The 26,799-nt window shown below is 65.7% G+C and carries 27 protein-coding genes; 16 read left to right on the top strand and 11 right to left on the bottom strand.

The features are described 5' to 3' along the window. Positions 1-57: 57 nt before the first annotated feature. The 4 genes from AB4879_RS08570 to AB4879_RS08585 all read left to right on the top strand — a co-directional run bounded on the left by AB4879_RS08570 (position 58) and on the right by AB4879_RS08585 (position 6,094). Complete coding sequence (locus AB4879_RS08570; protein WP_370507470.1) at positions 58-2,808, top strand: AAA family ATPase; 2,751 nt, start codon at positions 58-60, stop codon at positions 2,806-2,808. A 90-nt stretch (positions 2,809-2,898) separates the two neighbouring features. Then, positions 2,899-3,618, top strand: coding sequence for a hypothetical protein (locus AB4879_RS08575; RefSeq protein WP_102805862.1), 720 nt, complete (start codon positions 2,899-2,901; stop codon positions 3,616-3,618). Positions 3,619-3,660: 42 nt separating this feature from the next. Continuing rightward, the gene (locus tag AB4879_RS08580; protein ID WP_370507249.1) at positions 3,661-5,061 is read left to right on the top strand and encodes an FAD-dependent oxidoreductase; all 1,401 of its coding nucleotides are present in this window, start codon (positions 3,661-3,663) and stop codon (positions 5,059-5,061) included. 193 nt (positions 5,062-5,254) lie between these two features. Continuing rightward, on the top strand, positions 5,255-6,094 hold the full coding sequence (locus tag AB4879_RS08585) for an NADP-dependent oxidoreductase (protein ID WP_370507250.1): 840 nt from the start codon (positions 5,255-5,257) through the stop codon (positions 6,092-6,094). Between the two features lie 88 nt (positions 6,095-6,182). Here the strand turns inward: AB4879_RS08585 and AB4879_RS08590 are convergent, their stop codons facing one another. From AB4879_RS08590 to AB4879_RS08610, 5 genes are all read right to left on the bottom strand, one after another. Continuing rightward, positions 6,183-6,839, bottom strand: a complete 657-nt coding sequence (locus tag AB4879_RS08590) for an isochorismatase family protein (protein WP_102805864.1) — start codon at positions 6,837-6,839, stop codon at positions 6,183-6,185. Between the two features lie 157 nt (positions 6,840-6,996). Then, complete coding sequence (locus AB4879_RS08595; protein ID WP_370507251.1) at positions 6,997-7,836, bottom strand: alpha/beta fold hydrolase; 840 nt, start codon at positions 7,834-7,836, stop codon at positions 6,997-6,999. Between the two features lie 396 nt (positions 7,837-8,232). Next, positions 8,233-8,784, bottom strand: a complete 552-nt coding sequence (locus AB4879_RS08600; RefSeq protein WP_370507252.1) for a YaeQ family protein — start codon at positions 8,782-8,784, stop codon at positions 8,233-8,235. 82 nt (positions 8,785-8,866) lie between these two features. Beyond that, positions 8,867-9,706: an SDR family NAD(P)-dependent oxidoreductase gene (locus AB4879_RS08605; protein ID WP_370507253.1), complete on the bottom strand. Its 840-nt coding sequence runs from the start codon at positions 9,704-9,706 to the stop codon at positions 8,867-8,869. Continuing rightward, entirely contained in the window at positions 9,703-10,041 is a 339-nt protein-coding gene (locus tag AB4879_RS08610) for a nuclear transport factor 2 family protein (protein WP_370507254.1), read from the bottom strand. Before AB4879_RS08610 ends, AB4879_RS08605 begins: the two co-directional genes overlap by 4 nt. A 151-nt stretch (positions 10,042-10,192) precedes the next feature. Here AB4879_RS08610 and AB4879_RS08615 point away from each other — a divergent pair, with 151 nt between their 5' ends. Next, entirely contained in the window at positions 10,193-11,026 is an 834-nt protein-coding gene (locus tag AB4879_RS08615) for a MerR family transcriptional regulator (protein ID WP_370507255.1), read from the top strand. A 96-nt stretch (positions 11,027-11,122) separates the two neighbouring features. Here the strand turns inward: AB4879_RS08615 and AB4879_RS08620 are convergent, their stop codons facing one another. Further along, positions 11,123-11,482, bottom strand: a complete 360-nt coding sequence (locus AB4879_RS08620; RefSeq protein ID WP_102805870.1) for a hypothetical protein — start codon at positions 11,480-11,482, stop codon at positions 11,123-11,125. Between the two features lie 137 nt (positions 11,483-11,619). Between AB4879_RS08620 and AB4879_RS08625 the strand changes: the two genes are divergently transcribed. The 3 genes from AB4879_RS08625 to AB4879_RS08635 all read left to right on the top strand — a co-directional run bounded on the left by AB4879_RS08625 (position 11,620) and on the right by AB4879_RS08635 (position 14,967). Then, positions 11,620-13,233, top strand: a complete 1,614-nt coding sequence (locus AB4879_RS08625) for an arylsulfatase (RefSeq protein WP_370507256.1) — start codon at positions 11,620-11,622, stop codon at positions 13,231-13,233. Between the two features lie 49 nt (positions 13,234-13,282). Next, a complete protein-coding gene (locus AB4879_RS08630) occupies positions 13,283-13,723 on the top strand; it encodes a pyridoxamine 5'-phosphate oxidase family protein (protein ID WP_370507257.1) in 441 nt (146 codons plus the stop codon). 134 nt (positions 13,724-13,857) lie between these two features. Then, a complete protein-coding gene (locus tag AB4879_RS08635; protein WP_370507258.1) occupies positions 13,858-14,967 on the top strand; it encodes a glycoside hydrolase in 1,110 nt (369 codons plus the stop codon). A 62-nt stretch (positions 14,968-15,029) separates the two neighbouring features. Here AB4879_RS08635 and AB4879_RS08640 read toward each other — a convergent pair whose 3' ends face one another. After that, entirely contained in the window at positions 15,030-16,121 is a 1,092-nt protein-coding gene (locus tag AB4879_RS08640) for a methyltransferase (RefSeq protein WP_370507259.1), read from the bottom strand. A 119-nt stretch (positions 16,122-16,240) separates the two neighbouring features. Then, positions 16,241-17,194 (bottom strand): amidohydrolase family protein, encoded by a 954-nt coding sequence (locus AB4879_RS08645; RefSeq protein WP_370507260.1) that lies wholly within the window; start codon positions 17,192-17,194, stop codon positions 16,241-16,243. Between the two features lie 132 nt (positions 17,195-17,326). Between AB4879_RS08645 and AB4879_RS08650 the strand changes: the two genes are divergently transcribed. The 3 genes from AB4879_RS08650 (at position 17,327) to AB4879_RS08660 (ending at position 19,621) form a co-directional block, all read left to right on the top strand. Further along, entirely contained in the window at positions 17,327-17,638 is a 312-nt protein-coding gene (locus AB4879_RS08650) for a hypothetical protein (protein WP_102805875.1), read from the top strand. 52 nt (positions 17,639-17,690) lie between these two features. Further along, positions 17,691-18,566: a universal stress protein gene (locus AB4879_RS08655; RefSeq protein WP_370507261.1), complete on the top strand. Its 876-nt coding sequence runs from the start codon at positions 17,691-17,693 to the stop codon at positions 18,564-18,566. Between the two features lie 113 nt (positions 18,567-18,679). Beyond that, complete coding sequence (locus tag AB4879_RS08660; RefSeq protein ID WP_370507262.1) at positions 18,680-19,621, top strand: coiled-coil domain-containing protein; 942 nt, start codon at positions 18,680-18,682, stop codon at positions 19,619-19,621. 15 nt (positions 19,622-19,636) lie between these two features. Here AB4879_RS08660 and AB4879_RS08665 read toward each other — a convergent pair whose 3' ends face one another. The 3 genes from AB4879_RS08665 to AB4879_RS08675 all read right to left on the bottom strand — a co-directional run bounded on the left by AB4879_RS08665 (position 19,637) and on the right by AB4879_RS08675 (position 21,339). Further along, entirely contained in the window at positions 19,637-20,266 is a 630-nt protein-coding gene (locus AB4879_RS08665) for a CIA30 family protein (RefSeq protein ID WP_370507263.1), read from the bottom strand. Positions 20,267-20,292: 26 nt separating this feature from the next. After that, positions 20,293-20,709, bottom strand: coding sequence for a DUF4174 domain-containing protein (locus AB4879_RS08670; RefSeq protein WP_370507264.1), 417 nt, complete (start codon positions 20,707-20,709; stop codon positions 20,293-20,295). 129 nt (positions 20,710-20,838) lie between these two features. Beyond that, entirely contained in the window at positions 20,839-21,339 is a 501-nt protein-coding gene (locus AB4879_RS08675) for a TetR/AcrR family transcriptional regulator (protein WP_370507265.1), read from the bottom strand. Between the two features lie 268 nt (positions 21,340-21,607). On the opposite strand from AB4879_RS08675, the gene AB4879_RS08680 reads away from it, so the two are divergent. Genes AB4879_RS08680 through AB4879_RS08700 form a run of 5 tightly spaced genes read left to right on the top strand, consistent with a single transcriptional unit; the run spans position 21,608 to position 26,797 of the window. Further along, positions 21,608-22,456, top strand: a complete 849-nt coding sequence (locus AB4879_RS08680) for an MBL fold metallo-hydrolase (protein ID WP_370507266.1) — start codon at positions 21,608-21,610, stop codon at positions 22,454-22,456. Between the two features lie 20 nt (positions 22,457-22,476). Continuing rightward, positions 22,477-23,412, top strand: a complete 936-nt coding sequence (locus AB4879_RS08685) for an alpha/beta fold hydrolase (protein WP_370507267.1) — start codon at positions 22,477-22,479, stop codon at positions 23,410-23,412. Then, a complete protein-coding gene (locus AB4879_RS08690) occupies positions 23,409-24,128 on the top strand; it encodes a DUF3159 domain-containing protein (protein ID WP_370507268.1) in 720 nt (239 codons plus the stop codon). The genes AB4879_RS08685 and AB4879_RS08690 overlap by 4 nt, the downstream gene beginning before the upstream one ends. Positions 24,129-24,161: 33 nt before the next feature. After that, positions 24,162-25,364: a lycopene cyclase family protein gene (locus tag AB4879_RS08695; protein WP_370507269.1), complete on the top strand. Its 1,203-nt coding sequence runs from the start codon at positions 24,162-24,164 to the stop codon at positions 25,362-25,364. A 44-nt stretch (positions 25,365-25,408) separates the two neighbouring features. Beyond that, positions 25,409-26,797, top strand: coding sequence for a DUF2236 domain-containing protein (locus tag AB4879_RS08700; RefSeq protein ID WP_370507270.1), 1,389 nt, complete (start codon positions 25,409-25,411; stop codon positions 26,795-26,797). Positions 26,798-26,799: the final 2 nt, after the last annotated feature.

Below are 26,799 nucleotides of genomic sequence, written 5' to 3' on the forward strand. Positions count from 1 at the left end.
CCGCCATCCTAGCTGAGTTGGTATGCCAAACCCAGCTCTGGTACCTTCGAGCGGGTGATGGTCGGGCGATCAGCGGAACTGGCCGAAGTCATCGCCGCACTGGCGGCTGTGTCCACCGGCGGATCGGCGTTGGTGGTCGAGGGGGATCCGGGAATCGGGAAGTCCACTCTGCTCGCGCGCGCGAGTGAGTGGGCCAGCGCCAACGGGTACGGCCGGCTCTATTGTTCGGGCGTGCAGAGCCACAGCGAGATCGGCTTCGCCGGGCTGCACGAACTCCTACATCCGCTCCTCGTCCACGCACCTGCACTGCCCCCACGTCAGCGTTCGGCCCTGATGACCGCTTTCGGACTGGAAGACGGCCCAGTACCCGATCGGCTCCTGGTCAGCCTGGCGGTTCTCGGGCTGCTGGAAGAAGCCGCCAACAATAGGCGCCTGCTGCTGGTCGTCGACGACGCACAGTGGTTGGACCAATCCACCCTCGACGTGTTGACCTTCGTGGCGCGTCGACTGACCAACGCGCCCTTGATGATGCTGTGTGCCGTGCGCTCGGCGCTCGACGGCACCGCCCAGTACCTCGACGGGTTACCCCGGTTGCCGCTGGGTCCACTCGGCTCCGACGAGGCCGCCGAGCTTCTCGCCGCGACCCTGACGGCCTCCACCAACGCCCGCGAGGTCGACGCCTACACCCGTCGGCGCGTGCTGGAGCAAGCCCGCGGCAATCCGCTGGCGGTCACCGAAATGGCTGTTGCGCTCGGCGAGCGGGCCACAGACGCCGTCCTCTTCGCGGGGGAGCCGTTGCCCACCAGCCGGCGCGTCGAGCGCGCCTTTCTGACTCAGCTGGCAGCGCTACCGGATCAAAGCCGGCTCCTTCTGTTCGTTGTCGCGGCCGGTAACGGGGTGTTGACCGAGATTCACAGCGCCGCAGAAGTTCTGGGATTGAATCTCGCCGAACACCTGGCCCCGCTGGAGCGATCGGGCCTCATCGTCGTCGGCCGCGGCGAGATCCAGGTCCGACATCCGCTGATTCGATCCGCCGTGTATGGCGCGGCGCCGCTGTCGTCACGCTCGATCGTGCACCGTGCGTTGGCGACCGCGACGACGGATCCGAACAGCGCCGCCTGGCATCGGGCCGAAGCGGCGTTCGGCCCGGATGAAGACGTCGCCGCCGACCTCGAGCGTGCCGCGGACAGGGCACGAGCCCGTGGCGCCGGCGCGGAAGCCGCTGCGGCGCTACGGCGTGCAGCGATCCTGACCCCGGACATCGACCGGCGCGTCGATCGGCTGGCGTCCGCTGCCGACGTCGCGCGCAGTGCGGGATTGATCGACGAGGCGATCAGAATCCTTCAGGAGGCGGAGCCACTGGCCGGGCACGGCGTCGCAGATACGCGGCTAGCGATCACCCGGTTCGTGCTCAATGCGACCGCCGCGATACCGGGCCAGTCGGCCGCCGAACTGCTGGCCCTGTCCGGGAAACTGCCCGAGGGGGACCCGAGACAACGAGAGTTGCTGTGGGCCGCGGCAATCGAGTGCCGGATGCACGGCCTGGCCGAACAACCTCGGCTCGATGTCATCGCAGCGATCCGTCGCGTCGACCAGTTCGACTCGTCGGACGACCCCTCCGACCCGCCACTGGCCATCGCCCTCGCACTGGTCGACGACGTGGGCCAGGGACCACGGTTCCGGGCCCGGCTACCGGAGTTGATCGACGAGGTCAGCGACGACCCGCTCTCGATGTTGTCCTTGGGAATGGCCGCCGAGGGAGTCTCGGACCGGGACAACGCCTTTCGCTGCTACAGACTGGTGCAGAAGCACGGCCGGGAAACCGGTTCTCCTGCCAATGAGTGTGAAGGGCTGAGGGGCGCGTCGCAGATTCTGTTGACCCAGGGCCGACTCCAGGCCGCCGCTGTGAGTGCACAGCATGCGCTGCGGATGGCCGAAGCCATGAACCTACCGACTACCGCCGGTTCGGCAGCGGCGATCCTGTCCCGCACGTTGACATGGCAGGGGCAGCCGGAGAGCGCCCGCCACGCGCTCGACCGTTCTCGCGAACATCTGGCCACGGACCCCAGCATCCTCTGGAACGACGACGTGCATTGGGCCGCCGGCTTCGCGTCGCTGTGCGACGGCAACCACACAGACGCACTCGCTCATCTGCTGAAGATGACGCAGCATCGAACGAGTCGGCGCTGGGCGGTCGCCGACCTGGCCGAGGCCGCCGCGGGATGCGGTCAAGCGGACACCGTTCGCCCGCTGCTCGCCGCGATCGAAGATCAGGCCGAAGCCCTTGGCGTGAACAGCTTTCTGCTACACCGCGCCCGCGCGCTAGTGGCGGAGTGCCCGGTGGAGGCCGATGAGAGATTCGGGGCCGCGCTATCGGCGGCCGAGGGCAGCGGCGCCGAGGTGGAGATCGCGCGGACGCAGCTCCTCTACGGGGAGTGGCTCCGCCGCCGCCGCCGCGTCCTCGATGCCCGTTCACACCTGTCCGCCGCCTTCACCGCCTTCGACACCGCCGGGGCGAAGCCCTTCGCCGACCGGGCCGCCGCCGAGTTGCGCGCCGCGGGCGCCGCCGCCGCGCCTACGGCGGGCAGGAGCAACGCGGCGGCGACCTTGACCGCCCAAGAACTGCAGATCGCTCACATGGCGGTTGCCGGAATGACGAACCGCGAGATCGCCGACCGCATCTATCTGTCCCACCGCACCGTGGCCGCCCACCTGTACAAGGTGTTCCCCAAGCTCGGCATCACCCGACGCAATCAGCTTCACGCAGCCCTGGGGGGTCGTCTCGAGGACGCTGAACCAGTCATCTGACGGATGCCCGTCGGCGAGCCGCTGGTCCACAGTTGGGTGCACGGAGCCAATCAGGGATCGGCTTCACCGCACACCCGCTAAGGAGACACGATGACCGGCTTGGTCGACTTCACGATCGAAGCACACGGCGGCCTCAACCGCTTCCGCCAGTTCGCGTTCCTGACCGCCCGGCTCCGCCAGGGCGGCGTGCTGTGGGGACTCAAGGGCCAGCCGACTGTTCTGGAGGAAGCCAACGTCCGCGTCGACCTCACCCGAGAGTGGGTGTCGCACTGGCCTTTCGCACCCACCGACCACCGGTCTCAGTTCACCCCAAAGCGAGTCACCATCGAGACGCCGGCAGGCGAAGTCGTCGAGGAACTTGACGAGCCCCGCGACTCGTTCGCCGGTTACGTCATGGAGACCCCGTGGAGCAACGCGCAAGTCGCCTACTTCGCGGGCTACACGATGTGGACCTATCTGACGTCCCCGTTCATCCTCGCCCGACCGGGGGTTCTCGCCGAGGAGATCGACCCGTGGACCGAGAACGGGGAGACCTGGCGGAGGTTGCGCGTCACCTTCCCCCAGGACATCGCCACCCACAGCACCGTGCAGACCTTCTACATCGACGACACGGGCCTCCTGCGCCGCCACGACTACGAAGTGGACATCCAAGGCAGCAATCCCGCCGCCCGCTACCTCCTCGAACCCGTCGACGTACAGGGGATCGTCCTACCGTCCAAACTGCGCATCTTCCCGCGCAACGACGACAACACCCCTGCCGCCGAACCGTTGATCGTGTCGGTGGATCTCAGTGACTACGCCTTCGAGTAGGCCTTCTGCACGCAACCGACCTCGACGACGGTAGGTGTATTCATGAACGAGGACGCCACCCTGCAGGTGGAACTGCTGGTGATCGGATTCGGCAAGGGCGGCAAGACACTTGCCGCCATGATGGCTTCCCGCGGGCAGCGGGTCGTCTTGGCAGAGGAATCTCCGCTGATGTATGGGGGCACCTGCATCAACACCGGGTGCGTTCCCACCAAATCGATGGTCTTCCAGGGTGAACGGAGCGCCAGCGGTGTCGCCGGCGCGGCCGTCTACGCTCAAGCGGTCGCCACTACCGAACGACTCACCGCCGGCCTGCGGTCGGCGAACATCGCCGCGTTCGATCCGATCGCGACTGCCACGGTGCTAATCGGCACCGCGCGCTTCGTCGACGAGCACCGGGTGGCGGTGAGCACCGAGCACGGCGTTGTTACGGTCGATGCCCGCACGGTGGTGATCGGCACGGGATCGGTACCGGTGATACCCAATGTCCCAGGGCTGCGACAGTGCCCCGTAGCTGTGACCAGTGCACAGCTCCTGCGTCTGGCATCACGCCCCGACCGACTGCTGATCCTCGGAGGTGGCTATATCGGTCTGGAGTTCGCCTCGATATACGCCTCCTACGGCACCTCGGTCACAGTCCTGGAACACCGCCCCACCGTCCTGGCTAGTGAGGACGACGACATCGCAACAGAGGTGCGCGAGCTGCTCCAGGAACGCGGCGTCACGGTTCTCACGGGAGCGAATGTCACGGGGGTGCAGACCATTCAACGCACTGGACTGCCGCCGCTGGCCCGTGTCGAGTACATCGCCGAGGGTGCGATGCACGCCATCGATGCCGACACTGTGCTGATAGCGGCAGGCCGCGCACCGAACACGACCGACCTCGGACTCCAGCGCGCCGGCGTGGAAGTCGACAGCAGCGGTGCCATCGTGGTGGACGAGTACCTGCGCACGACCCGTCCACACATCTACGCCGTCGGCGACGTCAACGGCGGACCGCAGTTCACGTATATCTCCCTCGACGACTACCGCATCGTCCTCGACCAACTCCAGGGGGCGTCCGCACCACGGCGCGCGACAGACCGTGTGGCAGTGCCGAGTTGCCTGTTTCTGACGCCCCCACTTGCGCGCGTCGGGCTCACCGAACGTCAAGCTCGAGCGGGCGGACGCGATGTGCTCACCGCAGTGAGCCCGGTAGTCAAGCTTGCGACAGTCGCCCGCGCGCGGATCGTCGGTCGAACCGACGGGATGATGAAGGTGGTCGTGGACGCTCGCACCGACGAGATCCTGGGCGCAGCGCTCCTGTGCCACGACGCTCAAGAGATCATCAACATCGTGGCACTCGCCATGCGGCACGGCATTACGGCCACCGCATTGCGTGACGAGATCTACACACATCCCTCGATGGCGGAGTGCTTCAACCAACTGCTGGGCATGCTCAGGTAAGTCGCCACGGGCCCCGACCCACAGTCACGTGACCGATGCCCGAACGGGCTGCGCCGATCCAGTCTGACGAAAACAGCAACTGCACGAAAGGATTCACTCGATGCTAACGATCAGCCAGGACCAATTCGGCGGCCCCGAGGTGCTTCACCCAGTCGAGATCGACCGGCCCGCTCCCGGTCTCGGGGAGATACTCGTGCGTGTGCATGCCGCTGGCGTGAACCCCGTCGACGTCATGAATCGTGAGACCGGGGTTCTGGTCGGCGACCCGCCCTTCGTTCTGGGCTGGGACGTTTCTGGAACGGTCGAGGCGGTCGGATTCGGTGTGACGCTATATCGGCCCGGCGACGAGGTGTTCGGGATGTTGCCGTTCCCCGGCGGTCACGGCGCGTATGCAGAATTCGTGGTGGGTCCGACTCGCGTGTTCGCGCCGAAACCAGCGAACATCGATCACGTGCAGGCAGCCGCGCTGCCGCTGGCGGGCTTGACGGCATTGCAGGCGTTGGTAGAGACCGCCGAGATCACCGCAGAAAGCCGGGTGCTCATCACGGCGGCGGCCGGCGGCGTCGGACATCTAGCGGTACAGATCGCCAAAGCGTACGGCGCGTACGTGTACGGCCTGGTCGGCCCGGAGGCTTCCACGTACGTCACCGGCTTGGGAGCGGACGAGGTAATCGACTACACCACAACAGATTTTGCCAGTGTGACCGGACCCTTGGATGTCGTGTTCGACCTGGTGGGAAACGACTATCTCGACAAGGCCCTGCAGGTCCTCAACCCCGGCGGGATGCTGGTGTCCACGCTGCCCCAAACGCTGCGACCCGTCGCAAAATCAGCGGCGGAAAAAGGCATCAGGCTTGCCGGTTTGATGGTCGAGGCGGATCGGCTGGGTATGACGACACTGGCGGCACTGGTCTCGCAGGGGGACCTTGTTCCTACCGTGGCGGCGACCTACCCCCTAAGCGCCGCCGGCAGGGCGCAGGCGACCAAATGCGGTCCCGGCAAGACGGTACTTCTAGTGGCAGACCACATTTGACGGGCGGGCTCATTCACGGCCGATGACGCGAAACCTCGGCTGCGGAAGCAGCACCGACAATTTCACTCAGGCGCATGTCCACGCCGCCTCACGCGGACGCGCTCATTTGGTCGATGATGTCGGCAGTCGAGAGGACCGCATGCGCCAAGAAGCGATAGTTGACCAGTGCAGCCTGGTAGCCGTCGCCCCACTGCGGGTGGCGGGGCCCGGCGACAGCGTCGACAGCCACTGCCACCTCGAAGCCGTCTTCGAGTAGGTGGCGCAGGTGCGATTCGACACACATGTTGGCCAGCATGCCGCCGAGAATGATGCGATTACACCGCTGTTTGCGCAGTTGAAGGACGAGGTCGTTGGTCTGCGGCCCGAACACCTTGTGCGGGCTGACAACCGTGGTCCGGGGATGACCGATGTACGGCCTGAACTCCGGCAGCCAATCGGCGCCCGAATCTGCGAACCCGCTTAGATCGAGCGCGCCCGAGCGGGCGAACGTGCCCGACGCGAACTCGTCGGACTCCAGGGGGCCGTTGAACAGCCAGCGCGAATCGGTCGGATAGAAATAGTGCGGTGAAATGAACATCGGATAGCACTGCTGCACTGCGGAATCCATGATCGCGATCATGTGGTTGACAGTGTCGTTTTCGGTGACGCTGGCGCCGACAGCTCCCCAGTTGCGACCCTGCGGACTGAGCACGTCGATCTGGGGGTCGATGAACACCACTGCGGTGTCGGACGGATGAAACCTCATCGGAGTTCTCCCAGCGAGTCCGATGCGGTCACGTTCGCGGCCGGCAGGCTGACGGTCATATAGGTCTCAGTGACCGCGCCTACGTCCGCCTCGCCACCTTTGCCAAACCCGATGACCCACGGATCGCCATGCATCCCACTTCCTGGTGTGTCCGTGGTCATGCGAGAAAGGTCAGAACTTCGCGGGTGAAATCGTCGATGTGCTGGAACAGAAAGCCGTGCCCGGCATCGCTGTAGAGCACCACTTTAGCGTTCGGCAGCCGACCCGCCATGGCATAACTGGCGTATGCGTCGATCATCCGGTCGTGCGCGCCGTTGGCTACCAGCACCGGAATCGCAATCTCTGCGAGGCGATCCCAGATACTCGAGCCTGTTGATGCGATCACAGCCAACTGCGCTTGCATCGTCTCCAGAGACACCGGAATGTGATCGGCCGACAAGGTGCGTGCATCCAGCCGGCGCAATGACTCGACGCCCAAGCGGTGCGCACCGTCGGACTCCGGGAAGAACAGGTACAGGAAGTCGTCGTCGTCGTTGACGGGCTTGGTCGCCACCTGCCAGATCCTAGGATCAGGTGCCGGCATGTCGGGCACACCGCCACCGGGAGAGCTTCCGGCAACGATCAAGCGCCGCACGAGGTCCGGCCGGTTGAGCGTTGCGGCTTGCACCACTATCCCGCCCAGCGACCATCCCAACAGATCGACTTGGGCGAGCCCAAGTGCGTCGACGAACTCCGCTAGCCCGCCCGCCAATGCATCCATGGAGGTCGGGGCAGCGCCCGTGGTCTTGCTGTGACCGAGGTTGTCGAAGATGATCACATCGTGTGTCGAGGCCAACCTGTCGAGGAAGCGCGGATCCCAATGGTCCATGGTTCCTCGAAAGCGTAACGCCAGCACCAGCGGTACACCCGATCCGCTGCCAAACCTTCGGTAGGCGAATCGCGCGCTGGCCCCGTCAATGTACTGGGTTTCGGCTCCTGCCGAGGGTGCCTGAGTCATCTCGGGTGAACTCCTGCTCTATTCAGACGCGGCGTAATCGGAGCCGCTGTGCAGTGCGATCGTCTGTGTCGAAGGCGGTCTGCGTCCATACGTATGTTGACTGCGTTTCTGCGTGGGGCGGGAACCCCGGAGTGGTCGTGAAACGCGAGAAGCCACAATTGTGGCTTCTCAAATTTGATGTCCACTCCCAAGGTCCACTGGATATCCAGTTCGACATTTCGGTGAGATTCTTGAGCTTGATGCGGTCGCCTTCAGTCAGCGATGGTTTGATGCGTGGAACACCCACGATGTGGCCCTTGAGGATTTCGAGCATGGGCATGGCGTGAGAAGGGTGCCATCAACGCAGTTCAGTGGTGTGCGAGTGGGCATGAAGTTTGAGAAGCCACACTCGGGCATTCACTTCAAAGGTTCGGGTGTGAAGGTTACGTCGACATCGCCCACTGTCATCGTCACCTGACCTTCCATCACCATCACCTGCGCCGAGACCCGTCGATCCACGGTATGGGCCAGCTGCTGAACCGGTGCGTTCGGTATCTGCAGCACCGACAGGTTCGGCAGCCCCGCCACTTTGGGTCCCACAGTGCACCACCAGGTAGCCACGCCGGAGGCGAACGGAAACAGCACCACCTGGTCGGCCTGGCTGGCGGCCTTGCCCAAGGCACGTTCGTCGGGCTGGCCAACGTTGATCCACTCCAGGATCCGGCCGGTGTAGTCCGCGAGCCGCAAATCGGGCACGCCGGGTGTGGACAGGCCCGCCCCGAACGTCAACTCACCGTCGACGTCGCTGAGCCGGTGTGCGCGCAACCCAAAAGCCAACAACCGCACCACCATGCGCTCATCGGTCTCGCTGGGATGACGGGCGACGGTCAGCGTGTGATCGGCGTAGTAACCGTGATCGACATCGGAGACGCCAAGTTCGACCTTGAACACTGTTGCAGAAAGGGCCACACCATAGTGTCCACCCTGGTGGAGTTCCCCGGACAGTCAGGCGGCTTCGAATAGTCGAAACGCATGGCGCGAAGTTCGGTAGCTAGGCGGGGAAATCCGCGCTGCGCGAGAGCGTTTCGTTGACCCGAATGTCGGCCAGGTTCTGCTCCAGCGCTCCGATCACGGCGTCGTACCCGCTGCTGCCGAGGACTAGCCGACGGGGAGGCGGGTCCTGGGCCATCGCCGCGATCACCGCACGGGCACCGCGACGCGGGTCGCCGGGCTGCACCCCGTCCATCTCGACGAAAGCAGCGCGCACCTGTTTCAGCATGTCGCGATAGACGGGAACCAGCTCCGCGACAGGCTCATTGGCGAATCCGGCGTAGGCGTTCGTACGAAACGCTCCCGGTTCGACCGTCAACACGGAGATGCCCTGTCCGGCGACCTCGTCACGCAAGGAATCGGTGACGGCTTCGATGGCGAACTTCGTCGCGCTGTAGTAGCCGAACCCGACCGCCGACACCAATCCCGCGACCGAGGACACGTTGACGATCCACCCGTTCCCGCGAGCACGCATCCCCGGCAACACCGCTCGGGTCACGGACAGCACCGCGAAGAAGTTGAGCTCGAACATCGCCCGAAGCGAGGACTCGTCCATTCCTTCGATCGATCCGTACCAGCCGCGGCCGGCGTTGTTGACCAGCACGTCGATACCGCCGAATCGCTCCTCGGCTGCACGCACTGCGTGCTGTACCTGGTCGGGGTCGGTGACGTCCAGCGCCACAACGAGAACCCGGTCCCCGTACTGCTGGGACCACGTCGCCAGCTCCTGCGGACGCCGGGACGTCAGCACCACCCGGTCACCCGTCTCGAGCGCCGCCTCGGCGAACGCCGTCCCGAAGTTGCCAGGTGTGCCACCGGTGATGAACCAGCGCCGCGTCACGGCTCGATCACCAACCGGCTGATCAGCGCGCCGTCGAAGGTGAACCGGTAATGCAGGTCGGCGACTCCACCGGGGAAGTTGCCCTCCAGATGCTGTGCGACGTCGACGGCAGTGTCGGTCGTGGTCGTGCCGGTGATCTCGGTGGTGTAGCTGTACTCGCTGGCGGCTGTCGCGACCGAGTCCCCGATCTCGTCGTGGCCGGTGTAGTCGTGGCCCTCGTCGGTGACGACAGCGTCGGGGGTGAGCGTCGTGAGGGCTCGGTCGGCTTCGCGCGCGCCGAGTGCGGTCATGAACGTCTTGATGGTGTCCGGGGGTGCATCCCAATCTGTGGTCATGAGCCCACGATGGAGCTTTCCCTAAGGGGAAGGTCAAGCCCGGACCGGACGAATTCGTACCACCAGCCGCAGAGTTGACCTTCCCCTAGGGGGAAGTCGCACGATGGCCTGACCCGACAATGCGGGCGGCGGATCGCAAGAGGAGGACGCCATGGGCGCACAGGTCTCGATCGGTGACTTCGCCGTGATGACCAGCCTGAGCAGGAAGGCGCTGCGGCACTACCACGACATCGGCATTCTCGAACCCGCTCACATCGATTCCCACACCGGCTACCGCCTCTACGACACCAGCCAGGTCGATCACGCGCACATCATTCGCCGGTTCCGCGCCCTCGGCATGTCCATCCCCGACATCAAGGCGCTGCTGAGCACTGACGACGCTGCGGCCCGAACCGAGATCATCACGACGCATCTCGAGCAGATGGAGGTGCAGCTGCAGCAGACGCGTGACACCGTCGGTGCCCTGCGTGAGCTGCTATCGCCCGTACGCACCCCGCCGCACGTGGAGTTGCGCACCGAACCCGCGCTTGCGGTGTGGTCCATCGGCGCCACCATCGAGGTTGCCGAGATCGACAGCTGGTTCGCGGCCACACTGAGCCAACTGCGGGACGCGCTCGCCGCAGCCGGAAGCGCTCCGGCGACGGTCGTGTCGGGTGGGCTTTACGAGCGATCGATATTTCTCGAATCCCACGGGGATGCAAGCCTATTCGTACCCGCACCGCCATCCGCGGAGCCACCGGAGGGTGTCCGTGCCGAGGTCTTGCCTCAGGGCGAATTCGCGGTACTCACGCACCCCGGCGGCCATGAGGGGATCGACCGCAGCTACGCGGCTCTCGGGATATACGCAAACGAGCATTTGATCACCCATCAGGGGCCGATCCGCGAACACTACCTCGGCAGTACGGCCTCGGAGCCAACGACCTTCACCGCCACGGAGATCTGTTGGCCGATCTTCAGCACCACTCCGCCACTGCCTGAGCGATGACTTACATGGAGCAGCCTCGATCCGGAATGGCTGGCGGCCCCGATTCGTAACATCCGTCCGAGAAAATCCGTTGTGCCACCGGTCGATTCGGCCCGACTAAGCCTCACCCAAACTCGGCCGGTAATCAGCCGCCTCGGCCTCGGCAGCAAGCAATGCGCCCAGCTCACCCTCCTGCTGGGCGACGAACACGCCGATCACCTGCCGGCATACCTCAGGCACGCTCACCCCACGCATGCCCGCAATTCGTGTCAGCCCGGCCAGCATTGACGTCGACACGTGAAACTGCACAGTGAACTGACCGCACGAACCATCCTCAGGCGGCAACCCCGGACCCACGACCACAGGTTCATCCACCCCGTACTCGTCGACCTGGGCACCCCGAGCTCGCTCAACAGCTCCACCACGACCACCGCCGGCGGCCGGATCCGGGAACTCCTCATGACTGAACAAACCCATTCCGTTAACGCTAGACCTCGCAGAATCCCCAGCTCGCCAACTAAGCGACGGCGTTCGCGAGAGACCTCGGTGGCGGCGCGGGTGAAATAACACGTTAACGGCGGGTCCAGTGGCGGCCCGTGACAGGATTCTTCAACGTGACGCGCCCCAACTTTCTGGTCATCGTGGCCGACGACCTCGGATTTTCCGACATCGGCGCCTTCGGCGGCGAAATCAACACCCCGAACCTGGATCGACTGGCCCACCGGGGGATCAGGCTCACCGATTTCCATTCCGCTCCGGCCTGTTCGCCGACGCGGGCGATGCTGCTGACCGGAACCGATCACCACGTCGCCGGAATCGGCACGATGCTCGAGATGGCCGCCCCTGAATTCCGCGGCGCCCCCGGCTACGAGGGGTATCTGAACGACCGGGTCGTGGCGCTGCCCGAACTACTTCGCGACGCCGGTTACCTGACGCTCATGTCGGGCAAGTGGCATCTGGGTGACACGATCGACAGGTCGCCGTGGGCAAGGGGATTCGACCGCTCTTTCGCCCTGTTGCCGGCCGGTGCCAGCCACTACGGCACCCGCGGGGGTGGCGGGCTTTCTCCGGTGCCGACGATGTTCACCGAGGACGATCAGTTCGTCACGGTGGGCGAGGACTTCTACTCGTCGGATGCCTACACCGACACGCTGCTGCGGTACCTCCACGAACGTCCCCAAGACGGTGAAGACCAGCCCTTCTTCGCCTACCTGCCCTTCCAGGCGCCGCATTGGCCGTTGCACGCGCCACAGGAAACCATCGCCACCTACCACGGCCGCTATGACGCCGGACCGGACGCGCTGCGCGAGGAGCGGCTGGCCGCGCTCACCCGGCTGGGCCTGTGCCCACCCGACGTCGAGCCGCACCCGGTGGTCGCCGACGGCGCCCCGGAGTGGGCAGACATGACCGACGAGGAGCGTGCCGTCTCCGCCCGCAACATGGAGGTGTACGCCGCCATGGTGGACCGGATGGACTGGAACATCGGCCGGGTGATCGACTACCTCGACGGCACCGGCGAGTTGGACAACACGGTCGTGATCTTTCTGTCCGACAACGGCGCCGAGGGGACGATCGTCGAGGCCATGCCGATGCGCGGCCCCGAGATCGAAGCGTTCGTCGCCAAGCACTGTGACAACAGCGTGGACAACCTCGGTGCCCCCACCTCCTGGGCCTGGTATGGCCCGCGCTGGGCGCAGGCCGCCACCGCGCCGTCGCGGCTGCACAAGGCGTTCACCACCGAGGGCGGTATCCGGGTGGTGGGCTTCGTCACCTGGCCGGGCTTTGCTCGCCAGCGTGACATCGGCACGGCCTTCACCACGGTGATGGACATTGCACCGACTGTGCTGGAGCTCGCCGGCGCCGCGCATCCCGGCACCGAGTACCAGGGCAGGGAGGTGGAGCCGATGCGCGGCCGATCGATGGTGCCCTACCTGTCGGGACAGGCTGATGTGGTGCACGATGCCGACACCGGTACGGGGTGGGAGTTGTTCGGCCGCCGCGCAATTCGCCAGGGCGATTGGAAGGCGCTTCATCTGCCCGCGCCCTACGGTCCAGGCACCTGGCAGCTCTATGACCTCTCGAGTGATCCCGGCGAGGTGCATGACCAGGCCGCCTCGCGGCCCGACAAACTGGCTGACTTGCTCGAGCTGTGGGACCGCTACGTCGAAGACAACGGCGTGATCATCGGACCCGTGTCGCTGTTCGAGCTCGACGCGGAGGCGTATTGACCGCGTGGGCAGTCGAGTTGAGGAATCTGTTGGCGCCTAGCCTGTGCTGATGCCACGCAAACTCAGTGACGACGAAGTTGAGGCGTACTTGGATAGCCGCCCGGGCTGGGCGATCCTGACCACCATCGAAAAGGATGGCTTCCCGCACTCCGTGCCCCTCGGCTACTTCCGCCTCGGCCGCGACATCATCCTCGGTGTGCGAGATGGCACCCGCAAGGTGGCGAATATCGAGAGCAACCCGAACGTGAGCGTCTTGCTCGAAGACGGCTCCACGATGGCAGATATCCGCGGTGTGATGCTGCAAGGCCGCGCCCGCATTGTTCGCGAACCAGGGGAGGCGCTCGAGCTCGCGAGGGAAGGCGCTCGGGCTCGGGGCGTGGCAGAGTCCGACTGGCCGACCGAACCCAGACCCGGCGCCGCCTATATCCGCGTGAGCCCCGTTCGAACCGTGTCCTGGGACTACGGAAATTCGACGTCGAACGACGCTTAGTCTGCCGACACCGCAATGGCGCAGCGTCTTGTCGCTGCTCGGCTAGACAACGTTCAGCGCAGTTCGTAGCCTTGCCCGGGACATCGACAGCCGGGCCAGGACCGCTCCATGACCGAAGGATCGTGACAATCCGCATGACCGGGATTCGCCACTGCCTTCGCCGGACGGTGTGCGTTGCCGGGTCTGTGTTGCTTGTGGTCGCCGCGCCGCTGGGTGCGGTGCACGCGGAGCCGGCCGACGACGCGTTGGGCAGGCTGAACGAGTTGTCTCAACAGGCGGTGCGCAGCCGCGAAGCCGTCACTTCCGCTCAGCGCGACGCCGACGCCGCGCAAGCCCAGCAGGCCGCGGCGGAGGACCGCGAACGAGCCGACCTGGCCGCGTTGGAGGCCGCGAACAATCAACTGGCGCCCTATCAGGCCGCGGTCGACCGCCTTGCGGCGATGACCTACATGGGTGGCGGCGAAAGCCAGATGGCAGCGGTTCTCAGCGCGCCGTCGCCGCAACGTCTCATCGACAAGTTGTCGCTGCAGCATCTGGTGAACGCCACGACCGCCGATCAGATGAGGGCATATCGGGACACGCGAGAGCGTGCCGCAGCCGTCGCCCGTGCCTCAGAGCAATCAGCAGCCGACGCCCGCGCCGCAGCCGAGCGGGCTGCCGCAATCCGCGCGGACCTGAACGCGACGTGGCAGGAACTGTTGCGTCAGATCGCCGCCGCGGAAACTCAGTACGCAGCGTTGACGCCCCAGCAGCAAGCGGTGGTCGACAACGCCGCGCCGCCGCCATTGCCACCGGATGTGCGCCCCCCGCAGGACCCGGCGATCGTCGCGATGCCCGGCCTGCCTCCCGGCGACCTGGCTCCACCCCCGGCCGCAATCCCGGACGATCCCGCAGCCTTGCCCATGGGCGTCGCCAATGAGGCTGGCCTGCAACCCAACACAGTCCTGGTCGCACGAACGATCAGCGCGCAGTTCCCCCAAATTGCCACGATCGACGGGGTACGGCCGGACTCGAAGCCGTGGCATCCGCGCGGTCTCGCGATCGACATCATGATCCCCAACCCGGGGAGTCCCGAGGGCATTGCTTTAGGCGACCAGATCCGCGCGTTCGCGCTCGCCAACGCCGCCCGATTCGGTTTGCAGGACGTGATCTGGCGGGGCGTCTACTCCACGCCGGCCGGGCCGCAAGCCACGGGTTACGGACACTTCGACCACGTACACATCACCACCACTCCGCGCGGCTGACTCGCCGACCAACCCGGATTCGCCGGCCAGCTTTCCGCCGTCATGGACGCACGGGCGCTAGGTCACGCGATCTTCGCAGCCTCGATGATGTCGTGCGGCACAACGGAGAACGCTCGACCGGTGGGCCGCAGACCGGCGCCGATCAGCAGGTCGTCGAGTTCGGCCCGGGAGCGCAAGCGGCCGCCGTCGCGCTGCGTCAGCGTGTGCAGGTCCAACAGCGGCGAGAACGGATTCGGGCGATTGCGCGGCTGCAGATACTCGACCACCAGCAGCTTCGCGCCGACGGGCATGCCGGCTGCCACCGCGGCGAGGATCGTCGCGCAGCGTTCGTCGTCCCAGTCGTGCAGCACGTCTTTGAGAAGGTAGACGTCGGCGGTGGCGTCGACGGACCGGAAGATGTCTCCCTCGACACAGTCGATCCGGTCGGCGACTCCGCGGTCGGTGAGAAAGCGCTCGGCCTCGGCGATCATCCCGGCGCTGTCGACCAGCACTCCGCGCAGATTGGCCTGCGATTCGGTGACGATTACCGACAACAGCGTGCCGATCCCCCCGGCCACATCACACACCACCGCACCCTCAGGCCACGGATACACCCGCGCGATCCCGCGGGCGATGATGCTCGTGGCCTGCCGCATCGTTGCGGCGAAGAGCTGTTGCTCATCGGGATGGGCGGCGTACCAGTCCCATACCGACATGCCGTGCACGATCTCGAACGCGCTGCGGCCGCTGCGCACACTCTCGGCGAGCCCACCCCACGCGTCGACGGTCGATTGCATTCCCTTGTAACGCATCCATGCCCGCAGCGACGACGGGTGGTCGCTGCGGAGCACGGCGCCCATCGGAGTCATCCTCGCCGCCCCGGTGCGCCGGTCCAGGGTGCACAGGCCGCACGCGGTCGCGCCGCGCAGCAGGCGATGGGTGGTCTCCTCGTCGCAGCCGATCCGCGCGGCGATCTGCTTGGCGGTCAATGGCCCGTCCGCAAGCACGTCGGCGATCCCCAGCTCGGCGATGCTCGCAGCGATCTGGACGCCGGCGACGCCCTCCCCGACGTCGAGCATCGCGAACTGCGGTGGCACCATCTTGTCGGCGAGTCGCTTGAGTGCGCGCCGCAATGCGAGGGTGGCCAGCACCACGGGCAGCGGTGTCGATGGCATCCGTGCAGGCTACCTGTGTGGCACCCGCAGGCCGGGCTGATTCGTCACACACGTAGTCACTGATTAGCGGGACGCAGCGGGAACGACACCGTGAATTGCCCTGCCCGGCAGTGGGAATGCTAGGCGAGGAGTCGCTGCGCGTTCTCCGACGTCACTCGCCGCCAATCAGTGCTCGAATCGGCGTCCAGGGCGTCCACCTGCTTGCCAACACCGAACGCGGGTGTCCAGCAGTAGTCGCTTCCGTACAGGATGCGTTCGGTGCCGACCACATCCGTCAAGACTGCCGCCTGAGTGGGCACCGGATACCCGGCGAGGTCGAACCAGAAGCGGCGCAACTGGGTTTCGGTCGTCAGGGGTCCGGGTGGACTGCCATCGGGCATCGGCCACAGGCTGCGGAACTGTTCGATACGCGCCGCCAGAATCGGCAGGGCAGCCCCGCAATGCGGGATCAGGAACTTGATGTCGGGGTAACGGCCGAGAACATTCGCGAAGATCAAATCGGTTACGGTGCGGGTGGTTTCGAACATGAACTCGAGCATGGGCCGGGGCCGACCGAGTGCAACGGCTTCGGCGTGTGACGGTGACGTCGGGTGGACGAACACGATGGAACGCCGCGCGTTCAGGCATTCCCACAGCGGATCGAGCGCCGCGTCGCCGAGGTACTGTCCGCGGTGGTTGCTCAGGAGAACCACGCCGGCCGCGGAGTGACCGTCGATCGCGCGCTGGGCTTCGACGACCGCCGCGTCGACGTCGGGCAGTGGAAGGGAAGCGAAGAACGAGAAGCGCTCTGGATGGGCAGCGACTGTCGTGACGGCGAAGTCGTTGACGTGGCGGGCCAGGGCGGGCGCGGTCGATGGATCCGCGAACGACACTCCGGGCGAGGACATCGACAAGACCGCGTGACGAATCCGGTTGTGCTGCATCAGCTCGAGCTGTGCCTGGATACTCCAGGACGGCCACATGGGCATGCCGTCAGGTTGCTCGATCCCCGCGGAAACCGCGGCGCTGACGTATTCGTCGGTGAGGAAGTGGGCGTGCACATCGACCAATTCGGAGCCGTTCGATCTGGCCACTCGCTCTCCTCGGGCTCAGGGCTCGCACGCCAGGTCGGTCCGCCGCACAACAAAATCTACGCGGCGTCACACCCGGAACGGACCTCTACGAGAGTGGTAACGCCCGGCACATCAGGCAGCGATAATGACGGCATGGTAAAGAAAATTGCTGTTGTCCTGCTCAGCGCGGCCGCATTGTCGGCCATCCCCGCGGCGATCTCCCCGATGGCCCAGGCCGACGTGTGTGGCGACATCGGTGGCCGGCACGTCACCGTCGGCGGCTGCACACCGGGTATCGCGGGCGATGCCGTGGACGCGGCGGTCGCGGGTGACTGGGTTCGCTACGGCTTGCCCGAAACCTACGCGTTTTCGCTGGTCCCCGCCTTCCCCGGCGAACAGCCCTGTATCTCCCCCAACGGGCTGCCGTATTACACCCCCGGTGACGCTCCCTGCTGGGTCGGGTAGCTCCCGCCCGGGAACGCCCGTTCCGTCCGAGCGGGTCCCCTAGTCTCGGAGCGTGACCTCCGCTGCTCAAGAACAGTCCGTCGTAGTCGGCATCGATGGATCGGACGCCTCGCTCGGTGCTGCCCGGTGGGCCGCGGAGTTCGCCGCCACCCATGCCCGCCCGTTGACGTTGCTGCACGCGGTCCCGCGGCTCGAGTGGCATTTCGCCGGTGCTGACGCACCCACCGGACCCGAGGGCAACGGCGACGAAGTGCTCGCGGCGGCCGAAGCGGACCTGCGGTCGGCGCACCCCGATCTCGTGGTCAGCACCGTGACGGTCAGGGCTGCTGTCGCGACGGCCCTGGCAGACGCCTCGCTGGAGGCCCGGCTGCTCGTGGTGGGCACTGGCGCGGCGGACCATCGAGCGCTGGGCGGCCATGCTGTGCGGACCGTCCACCGTGCTCAGTGTCCGGTGGTGGTCTGGCGGGCACCCGTGGCCAAGCGGACCGGCAAACCATTGCCGGTCGTGGTCGGTATCGACGACTCGGAGTCGTCCGGACGGGCGCTCGCGGAAGCCTTCGACATCGCCCGTGCGTTGCACGCACAGCTGACGGTGGTGCACATGTGGGAGATCGACGCGGCGGTCGGAATGGGTGACCTCGGCGGCGCCGGCAACATGGATTGGCAGTTGCTCGATGTGCTGGAGACCCAGCAGCGCCGGCGGATGGACGAGCTGGTGCAACCGCTGGCCAAGAAGTATCCCAACGCCCACGTGGTCAAGGTTTTTCAGGATGTCAGCCCGGCGAAGGGCCTCACCGATCTGTCACGGGAGGCTCAGCTGGTGGTCGTCGGCAGTCACGGCCGCGGAAGGCTGGCCGGCTCGATCCTCGGCTCGGTCGGCCAGAATCTGATCCATCACGCCGAATGCCCGGTGCTGGTGGTCCGGTAATTGACACGGTTGGACAACCTCCGCACCGTTTCGTAACCTTTCCGAGACCTTAGCCACAGGGGTCTGCAATTCGACGGAGACGACGTCGCCCGGCAGTCAAAGGATGCGCAGTCGTGAAGTTTCACCGGCCGTTCGCACCGAAAACGGGTCCGAGCAGGGCAGCGGGAGCGATCGCGATCGTCACTGCCCTCTGCGTGGTGTCGGCCGGTTCGGCGTTCGCCGAGCCGGAATCAGACGAGCTGGCCAAGCTGAACGAGCTGACCAAACAGGCGCAGCAGTTGATCGAGACCGCTCAATCCGTTCAGCTGGACCTCGAGAAGAAGGTGCAGCTGCAGAGCGCCGCGGAGCAGAAGCACGTCGATGACATAGCCGTGCTCGAATCAACCCAGGCGCAGCTGGCTGACTATCAGGGGACCGTCGACAGGGCCGCGGCTGCCATCTACTCCGGTGGACGCACCGACAGCGTGACGGCGTTCTTCGTCGCCGCGTCGCCGCAGCGCCTGATCGACGAACTGGCCTTCCAGCGGACGATCACCGACCAGATGACGGGGCAGCTGCAGAAGTTCCGCGACGCCCAGCGACAGGCCGCGGTCGCCGCAGCGGCCTCCGCCGAATCCGCCGCCACCGCCAAAGCGGCCGCCGACGCCGCGGCCACGCTGCGAGCCGATCTGGAGACCAAGCAGTCGGAGGTCGAGGGTCAGGTCAGATTGGTGCGGGCGACCTACTACGCGCTACCGGCCGCTCAGCAAGCGTTGTTGGGCCCGGGCGGCGCGATCCCCACCGTCGGGATGAGCGGCCTGACCCCCAATGCCCGAACCCTTGCGGCGTACATCATCGCGACCTTCCCGGGTGTGCAGTCGATCGGTGGCGTGCGTGCGGACTCGCTTCCCGATCATCCGAGCGGCCACGCCATCGACATCATGATCGGCTCCGATATGGCGCTCGGCGATGCGATCAACGCAGACGTGCAAAGCCAGGCTGAACGGTTCGGGGTGTCCTACACGATGTGGCGGGTGGCCAACCACTTCAACCACGTCCACGTCACGGTGTCCTGAGTTCTACCGACACCCTTAGTGCGCCGCGTCGATCCCGGTGATGGTGATGGCGAACGGGCCCTGCTGCTTGTCGAGAATGTAGACCGACACTCCGCTGATGCTCGACGGGTCCAGAGTCGCAGGAGCCTGCGGCGCTGGATCCATCCGCATCCCCACCGGCTGAAAAGCTCCCACCGCAAGCTCGTACGTCCGTTGGACGCCGGCCTCGGTGCGGAAACGCTGGATGTAGGACCAGGGCTGTCCCTCGGCGCCCACCCTCAACACGTAGGTCTTACCGTCACCCACCGCGCGCACACGGATCGACGTCGCACCCGCGGCTCGTCGCCCGATATCGGGATCTTCGGGACTGCGGGCGGAGGCGAAACCGCCATTGTTCGCCAGGGAGATGGTCCCCGAAAACACAAGGCCACCATCGCCGTACGCGACGTTCGACGTGGACCGACCGCCCATGACGGGGTCGTTGACCGCCGTCCAGCGGGCAACGTCGGCGGCGTTGAGGGACACCAGCGGGACCTCGGATCCGGGGTTCTCGGCCGCCGGGGCGGACGAGCGCCCAGGCGCTGACGCAGTCGTCGTCGCATCCGCTCCGGCGGGTCGCTCGCCGCTTCCACATGACACCAGCAGGAGGGTCGAGAGTGCTGCCATGGGGCAGGCCAGCCCATATCGAATCATCAACACCGCCCCGGATTGGCGCGAATCTCGTTGCCGCGCATCGGCATGCCATCGATCACGGCGTAGATTCGCTGAAGGTCGGGGACCCCGGTGACACGCAGTTTCTCGCCGCCGTCTTTGCCGATCAGCACCACCGTGAAGGCCTGCGTATCGACCGCGAACTGGGTTCTCAGCCGCTGCGCCTGCTCGGCGTCGACGGGTTGACCGTCGAGCGTGCTGTCGCCGGTGGCCAGCACCTGCCCGAGCACCATGTCGCGGGAGGCGAAGTCACAGCCGGTGGCCTCGATCCGACTCAACGTCTCGGTGAGCCGCGGGTCGCTGTGCGCGGGCGCGAACACCAGCAGAGGACGACGTTCCCAGCGATAGTCGCCGAGTTCAGCAGCCATGGCGGTAGCTGATCCGAGGGCGGCGCTCATCAGCAGAACAGTGAGGACAACCGTCCATCGGAAGATGCTGCGCTTCAGGGCCATGGTGCTTCTCAACTGTAGCGGCCGACGGCGGGTCGCCGCAGCGATCGCCGGGTGATCCAAACCTTCCCGCCAAGGTCATTGCACGCTGGCTATCCGGCGAAATGCTCGCAGCAAAACCGCTCTCAGTTCGTGCTCCGGGTGATCTCCGAGCGCCGAGAGCGCCGGACCCACCGACGTCGCTGAATACACAGCGAATCGCTGGTCCAGGCTTGGATCGGGCCCATAGGTGACCTCGATGAGCGTATCGAGCATCCCGGGCCCACCGACCGCGGTGCGCATGGCTTCACGGAATGCGGCCTGCTGCGCCATTATTCGCGCGAACTCACGGCGTGAGAGAAACAGGTCGGCCAGCCCGGTCACCAGTATCTCCGTGCGTTCCGGCCCAACGGGGTGGGCGAGAGCACGATCCAGGAGTGCGGCGAGGGCAGTCCGCGCCGGCTCAGCCAGGTCCTTGAGGATCTCCTGCTTACCGCGGTAGTGGTAGAACACCGCTGGCTTGGTCAGTCCCATCTCGTTGGCAATGTCCTGCAACGACGTTGCCTCATAGCCCTTTTCGGCGAACAGCGTCAGCGCCACACTGACGATGCGAGCACGCGTCTGGCGGACGCGCTCTGCGCGGGTCTGAGGCTCAGGATCGTGCGGGACCACGCGCTCACTTTACGGCTGTTAGACGGATCACATGTCCATCGTCGGCTGGACATTTCATTTAACGACCGTAAAGTGAATCTCAACAACCGCTCGACCGGAAGGACAGCTGATGCTCGATGAAGTCGCTGGCGCGAGCGCCGCCACAACGACAGCGCAGGGCCGCCATCACGAGATCGCGTGGATCACGTTGGGAACAATGAGCGGTCCACTTCCGAGCGCCGTACGGCACCAGCCGGCGAACGTGCTCTACGACGGGGTGGAGGCGATTGTCGTTGACTGCGGGGACGGCGCGGTCGATCAGCTGTCCAAAGCCGGGATCTCACTTCCGGCCGTGCACACCGTGATACTGAGCCACCTGCACATCGACCACACCGCAGGGCTGTACGGACTCCTGGGGCGCCGGCTGCAGGCGCAGATCCCGGGACCGCTGACCATTTACGGCCCGCCTGGCACCCTCCGCATCGCCAATGCGATCCGGTCGTCGTTCGATTTCGCGTCCGGGCTGATGTCGCAGGTCCCGGGTTTCATCCGGCAGTCTGACGCCGATATCACCGTCGTCGAGATCACCGACGGCTCCAGGTTCACCGTGGGACGAATCGATGTGACGGCGACGATCAACACGCACTACGGCTATCCGGAGGGCAGCCCGGAAGCATCGCGCTACCAGTCGCTTTCGCTGCGCTTCGATACCCCGACACGCAGTCTGGTCTATACCGGTGATACCGGCCCGAGTGACAAGGTCGAGCGTCTGGCTCTCGGGGCGGATGTACTGGTAAGCGAGATCACCGACCCCGATCAGGTCGTCGGACAGATTTCGCGCTCTCTGCCATTTCCGTCGGAGGTGCTGGCTGCGATCAAACGACGCTTCGAGCACGAACATCTCACTGCCGAGGAGGTGGGTCTATTGGCGAGCCGCGCAGATGTCAAATCGGTTGTCATCACCCATAATCCGCTGACACCGGAGAACATGGCCAGGGCACGCACCGCTATCGGCTCGCACTTCACCGGTGCGGTGACGTTCGCCGACGACCTGGACATCTACTAGTCACGAGGGACGGCGCACCAATGATGTCGACATATCTGGAAGCCCAGGACCACCCGGAAATATTTGTGCCGCACGACTATCCAGAACAGATCGCTGATCTCGGCGAGGTCAGAATGAACTACGCGACCGCGGGTGACGCGCGCAATCCGGCCATCCTCTTGATTCCCGGCCAGACCGAGTCATGGTGGGGTTACGAACAAGCCATGAAGCTGCTGTCGCCGCGATTCCACGTCCACGCGATCGATCTGCGCGGGCAAGGACGGTCGACCTGGACGCCCGGCCGGTACAGTCTGGACTTGTTCGGGTCTGACCTCGTTCGATTCATCGATCGAGTGATCGGACGCCCCGTGGTGGTCAGCGGACTGTCGTCGGGCGGCGTCATCGCGGCATGGCTGTCTGCCTACGCAGCGCCCGGGCAGATTCGCGCAGCCGTCTACGAAGATGCCCCGCTGTTCGCCTCTGAGGTCAACCCTGCAGTGGGGCAGTCCATTCGGCAAGCTGTCGGACCGCTGTTCGACCTGCTCTACAAATGGCTGGGGGCGCAGTGGAGCATTGCCGACGTCGACGGCATGCGGAAAGCGCAGCAAGCGGAACTGCCCGCATGGATGCCGGCACACGACGGGGTGCCCCAAAACCTGCGCGAGTACGACCCGGAGTGGGGACACGCATTTTCGACCGGGACGGTGGCCCAGAACTGCGACCACGAAACCATGCTCGCTCACGTGAAGGTGCCGGTGCTGTTCACTCATCACTTCCGCATGCAGGATCCGGCGACCGGGCATCTCATCGGCGCCATCTCCGACCAACAGGTGCGCCATGTGCAGCGCCTCGTGGAGCAGGCCGGAAACTCCTGCACCTATCAGAGTTTCCCCCAGATGCCGCACTCGATGCACGGCCACGACCCACAGATGTTCGTCGACACCGTGACCACCTGGCTGGGGACCCTGCCATCGTGAGACGACGATCGACGACGGCCAAAGAGCATCGGAGCACATCGATTAACGACCGCCTCCACCGCGTACGGGCGGAGTTCGCCGCGGTCATCACGTCACCCACATCGAAGCTGATCGACCTCGCGGGCGGCTGGCACGGCCTCGTTGATGCGCTGGTGCCGCACACCCTTTTCCTCGTCATCTATTTGGCAACACGGCAGATCGGTCCCGCCGTGTGTGCGGCGTTGGCGCTCGCCGTGGTCATGGCGGTGATACGCCTGCTCAGTCGACAGCCGCTGCGGACTGCGGTGGCCGGCGCGGCGTTGACCGGGCTGTCCGCTCTGGTGGTCGTCAGCACCGGTGACGGGACCGACTTCTATCTCCTGGACATCGCCCGTACGTCGGTGTTGAGCGTCATCCTGGTCGCCTCGTTGGTGATCCGCCGCCCGCTTGTCGGAGTCCTCGTCGGGCCGGTGATCGCCGACGCACGGTGGTATTCCGATCGCGTTCAACGTCGCGCCTATGACCTGTGCACCGTCATCTGGGCGGCCGCCGTGGTTGCGCGCAGCGCCGTGAAGATCCCCTTCTACCTCGACGACAACGTGGTAGCGCTGGGCATCGCCAGCATGGTGATGGGCGTGCCCTTGCTGGTGGTGACGACGTACCTGCAGCTACGGATTCTGCGGGCCACGTATTCGCAGCAGGTGACGGCTCGGTCAACGCTTGATGTGCCGCGATAGGGGCTCCTGGCCGAGGAGGGCACGATAGAGCGCGTGGACGTCTTGGTAGTCGGGGCGGGGCCTGCCGGTATGGCGCTGGCAGCGGCGTGCAGTCAACGCGGACTGACGGTCGGCCTGCTGGATCCGAACCCGGAGCGGCGGTGGGTGGCCACTTACGGCATGTGGAGCCCAGAACTGCCCGCCGACCTGCCTGCGGCCACGGTCGCCGCACGGGCCGCGGGCCGGGCCATCGCGCTCACCGAACACCGTCTGGGTTGGGAGTACGTGGTCCTCGACGTTGACGCGCTGCGCTCTCACCTCGTCGACCACAGTGTGGACGTGACCGTCTACACCGGGCGTGCTGTCGGGTCTCCGGTGCGCGGTGTGGTGGCGTTGGCCGACGGCTCGAGCCTGCGAGCTTCGGTCGTCGTGGATGCCACCGGCCGCTCGCGCCCGTTGGATCCCAACCGGTCGCACCGCGTATCCGCCGAGCAAACGGCCTATGGCGTGATCCTCGACGAAACGTCGGTGGCACCGCTGGTCGACCCCGGCGAAGCGTTGTTCATGGACTGGCGGGCCGGGCACGGCGAGTCAGGGTGGCCGACGTTCCTCTATGCGGTTCCGTTGGGCGGCGGGAGGGTGCTGGTGGAAGAGACCTCACTGGCACGCCGGCCCGGACTGCCGCTGGCGACCTTGCGTCGCCGGCTCGATGCCCGGCTCGCCCACCACGGCATCTCAGCGCCGAAAGACGCACGTACGGAGAAGGTTTCATTCCCGGTCGACCAGGCACGACATTCGGGACCTGGCGTGCTCGGGTTCGGCGCGGCCGCGCCGCTGATACATCCGGCAAGCGGATTCAGTGTCGCAGCCGCGCTTCACCTTGCGCCGCGGGTGGCGTACGCCTTGGCAGAGCATCTCCCCGCGGATCCGGATCGAGCGCTCGCGGCGGCCGAGGCGACGGTCTGGCCCACCGCCGCGAAGGTGATCCACCGCGTTCGGCGCATCGGACTGGAAGCGTTGTTACGGATGCCCGCCGCCGAGGTCCCCGGCTTTTTCGAACAATTCTTCTCGTTGCCGGACGCGCACCGCTGGGCTTACCTCACCGGCCGCGACGACGTCGGCGGCACCGTTGCCGCAATGGCGAGCTTGTTTCGTCAATCGAACTGGCGACTGCGCCGCCATCTTGTTCTGCCAGCACTCATGCGTGCGCTGGAAACCAATGATGAGCTGCCATCCTCGGCTGTCCGCGCCAACTGACAACGGGCGTTGCCAGAACGTCGCGCCCGCGCTAACGTCGCCTCATGACGGTGACTGGTGAACGTCCGGAGATCCTTCTCGAGGATGTCGACTTCAATCGGCGTGACCATCCGGACCGGCCGTTGCGTCCCATCCCGCCCGGCCGCGATCACTACGCTGACCAGTGGCGATTCATGCGCGAATTCATCTTCGGCGGGTGGATCGACATCGACAGGGAGGTCCAACCCAGCGACCTCACCCGCCTGCGGGACGACTATTTCTGGCAGCGCGACGAGCTCATGATCGGTGCGGTCGAGGCCTTTGAGCGCCTCGGCCATGAGCAGGGCCGGGCACTCTTCGAACAAGCGCTGACCCAGGGCATCGACACGCTCGAGGACCCGCCGCAGGAATTCGTCGATCTCTTCGACCACCTGGATCAGCTGCCTGCCCAGTTCGATCTGGTGGCGGCCGAGCGGGGCCGGATGCTGGCGATGTCGAGCACGTGGGCTGCCACAACGATCATTCGCGGGTGGGCCTTCTACGAGACCGCGATGACCGGCGACATCTCCGCCGCCACCGGAGCCACCGGGCGATTCGCCGACGACGGCCCCCGCCGATTCATCGAGACTGCAAGGGTTTTCGCCGAATTCACGCTGCCCGACATCTTCGATCGGCATTCGGATGCGTTCCAGGACGTGGTGCGGGTGCGGTTGATGCACGCTCTGGCCAGTCGCGGCTTGCGACGGAAGTGGGGCGACGACGTCTACCTCAAATTCGGTGAACCGATCCCCGTCACATCGTTGCTCGGGTTCGGCAGCGGCATGCTGCTCGGACGTCTCGTCGATCACGCGTTCGGCCGCAAGCTGACCCCGCAGCAACTCGAGGACCTCGCCGAGTACTCGTCGTTCTCCGGGCGGTTGTGGGGCGCCCCCGAAGCGCTGCACTCCCCGAACGGCATCGAGCTGATCAAATCGTTGAATTACGTTCTGGCCCGGGGCGGTAACCCGTCTCCGTGGCGTGCCCAACTGGTCGATGCGATCGCGGGTCCTGTGCACCTGACGACCCTGACAGACGCGCTTCCCGGCGTGGTCAAGAAGGTGGTCGCGCGGCACGTCAATCAGATCACCGCCAGCGTCGCCCTGGCACCGGCAGGAGTCGTCTTCGGCTACAAGCAGATCGAGGCGATGGTGGCCGGGACGCTCTTCGAACCGCTGGGCTACAACTTCGAACGACGAGTGCGCATCTTCACCGACCTCACGCGGCTCAACGTCGGCATCGCGAGGGTCACCGACCTGCTGCCGTTCTCCAACCCCATCCGGGAGAGCAGGAAGAAGAGCGGTGCCGCCGCACGTGAGCGGATTGCCATGCTGAACAAGATCGCCCGCGGTAAGCACATTCCGCTGACGTTCAGCCACCACGACCGTTCGACGGCTGGGGAGGGTTTCACCGGCTAGCT

The sequence above is a fragment of the Mycobacterium sp. SA01 genome (assembly GCF_041287105.1).
Lineage (GTDB): Bacteria > Actinomycetota > Actinomycetes > Mycobacteriales > Mycobacteriaceae > Mycobacterium.

Bases quoted from the DNA above. Each gene is read 5' to 3' on its own strand.
- AB4879_RS08610 (WP_370507254.1), bottom strand. From the start codon at position 10,041: ATGACCACAGATTGGGATGCACCCCCGGACACCATCAAGACGTTCATG.
- AB4879_RS08680 (WP_370507266.1), top strand. From the start codon at position 21,608: ATGAGCGGTCCACTTCCGAGCGCCGTACGGCACCAGCCGGCGAACGTG.
- AB4879_RS08615 (WP_370507255.1), top strand. From the start codon at position 10,193: ATGGGCGCACAGGTCTCGATCGGTGACTTCGCCGTGATGACCAGCCTG.
- AB4879_RS08640 (WP_370507259.1), bottom strand. From the start codon at position 16,121: ATGCCATCGACACCGCTGCCCGTGGTGCTGGCCACCCTCGCATTGCGG.
- AB4879_RS08670 (WP_370507264.1), bottom strand. From the start codon at position 20,709: ATGAGCGCCGCCCTCGGATCAGCTACCGCCATGGCTGCTGAACTCGGC.
- AB4879_RS08575 (WP_102805862.1), top strand. From the start codon at position 2,899: ATGACCGGCTTGGTCGACTTCACGATCGAAGCACACGGCGGCCTCAAC.
- AB4879_RS08590 (WP_102805864.1), bottom strand. From the start codon at position 6,839: ATGAGGTTTCATCCGTCCGACACCGCAGTGGTGTTCATCGACCCCCAG.
- AB4879_RS08630 (WP_370507257.1), top strand. From the start codon at position 13,283: ATGCCACGCAAACTCAGTGACGACGAAGTTGAGGCGTACTTGGATAGC.
- AB4879_RS08580 (WP_370507249.1), top strand. From the start codon at position 3,661: ATGAACGAGGACGCCACCCTGCAGGTGGAACTGCTGGTGATCGGATTC.
- AB4879_RS08700 (WP_370507270.1), top strand. From the start codon at position 25,409: ATGACGGTGACTGGTGAACGTCCGGAGATCCTTCTCGAGGATGTCGAC.
- AB4879_RS08685 (WP_370507267.1), top strand. From the start codon at position 22,477: ATGATGTCGACATATCTGGAAGCCCAGGACCACCCGGAAATATTTGTG.
- AB4879_RS08650 (WP_102805875.1), top strand. From the start codon at position 17,327: ATGGTAAAGAAAATTGCTGTTGTCCTGCTCAGCGCGGCCGCATTGTCG.
- AB4879_RS08665 (WP_370507263.1), bottom strand. From the start codon at position 20,266: ATGGCAGCACTCTCGACCCTCCTGCTGGTGTCATGTGGAAGCGGCGAG.
- AB4879_RS08595 (WP_370507251.1), bottom strand. From the start codon at position 7,836: ATGACTCAGGCACCCTCGGCAGGAGCCGAAACCCAGTACATTGACGGG.
- AB4879_RS08570 (WP_370507470.1), top strand. From the start codon at position 58: ATGGTCGGGCGATCAGCGGAACTGGCCGAAGTCATCGCCGCACTGGCG.
- AB4879_RS08635 (WP_370507258.1), top strand. From the start codon at position 13,858: ATGACCGGGATTCGCCACTGCCTTCGCCGGACGGTGTGCGTTGCCGGG.
- AB4879_RS08620 (WP_102805870.1), bottom strand. From the start codon at position 11,482: ATGGGTTTGTTCAGTCATGAGGAGTTCCCGGATCCGGCCGCCGGCGGT.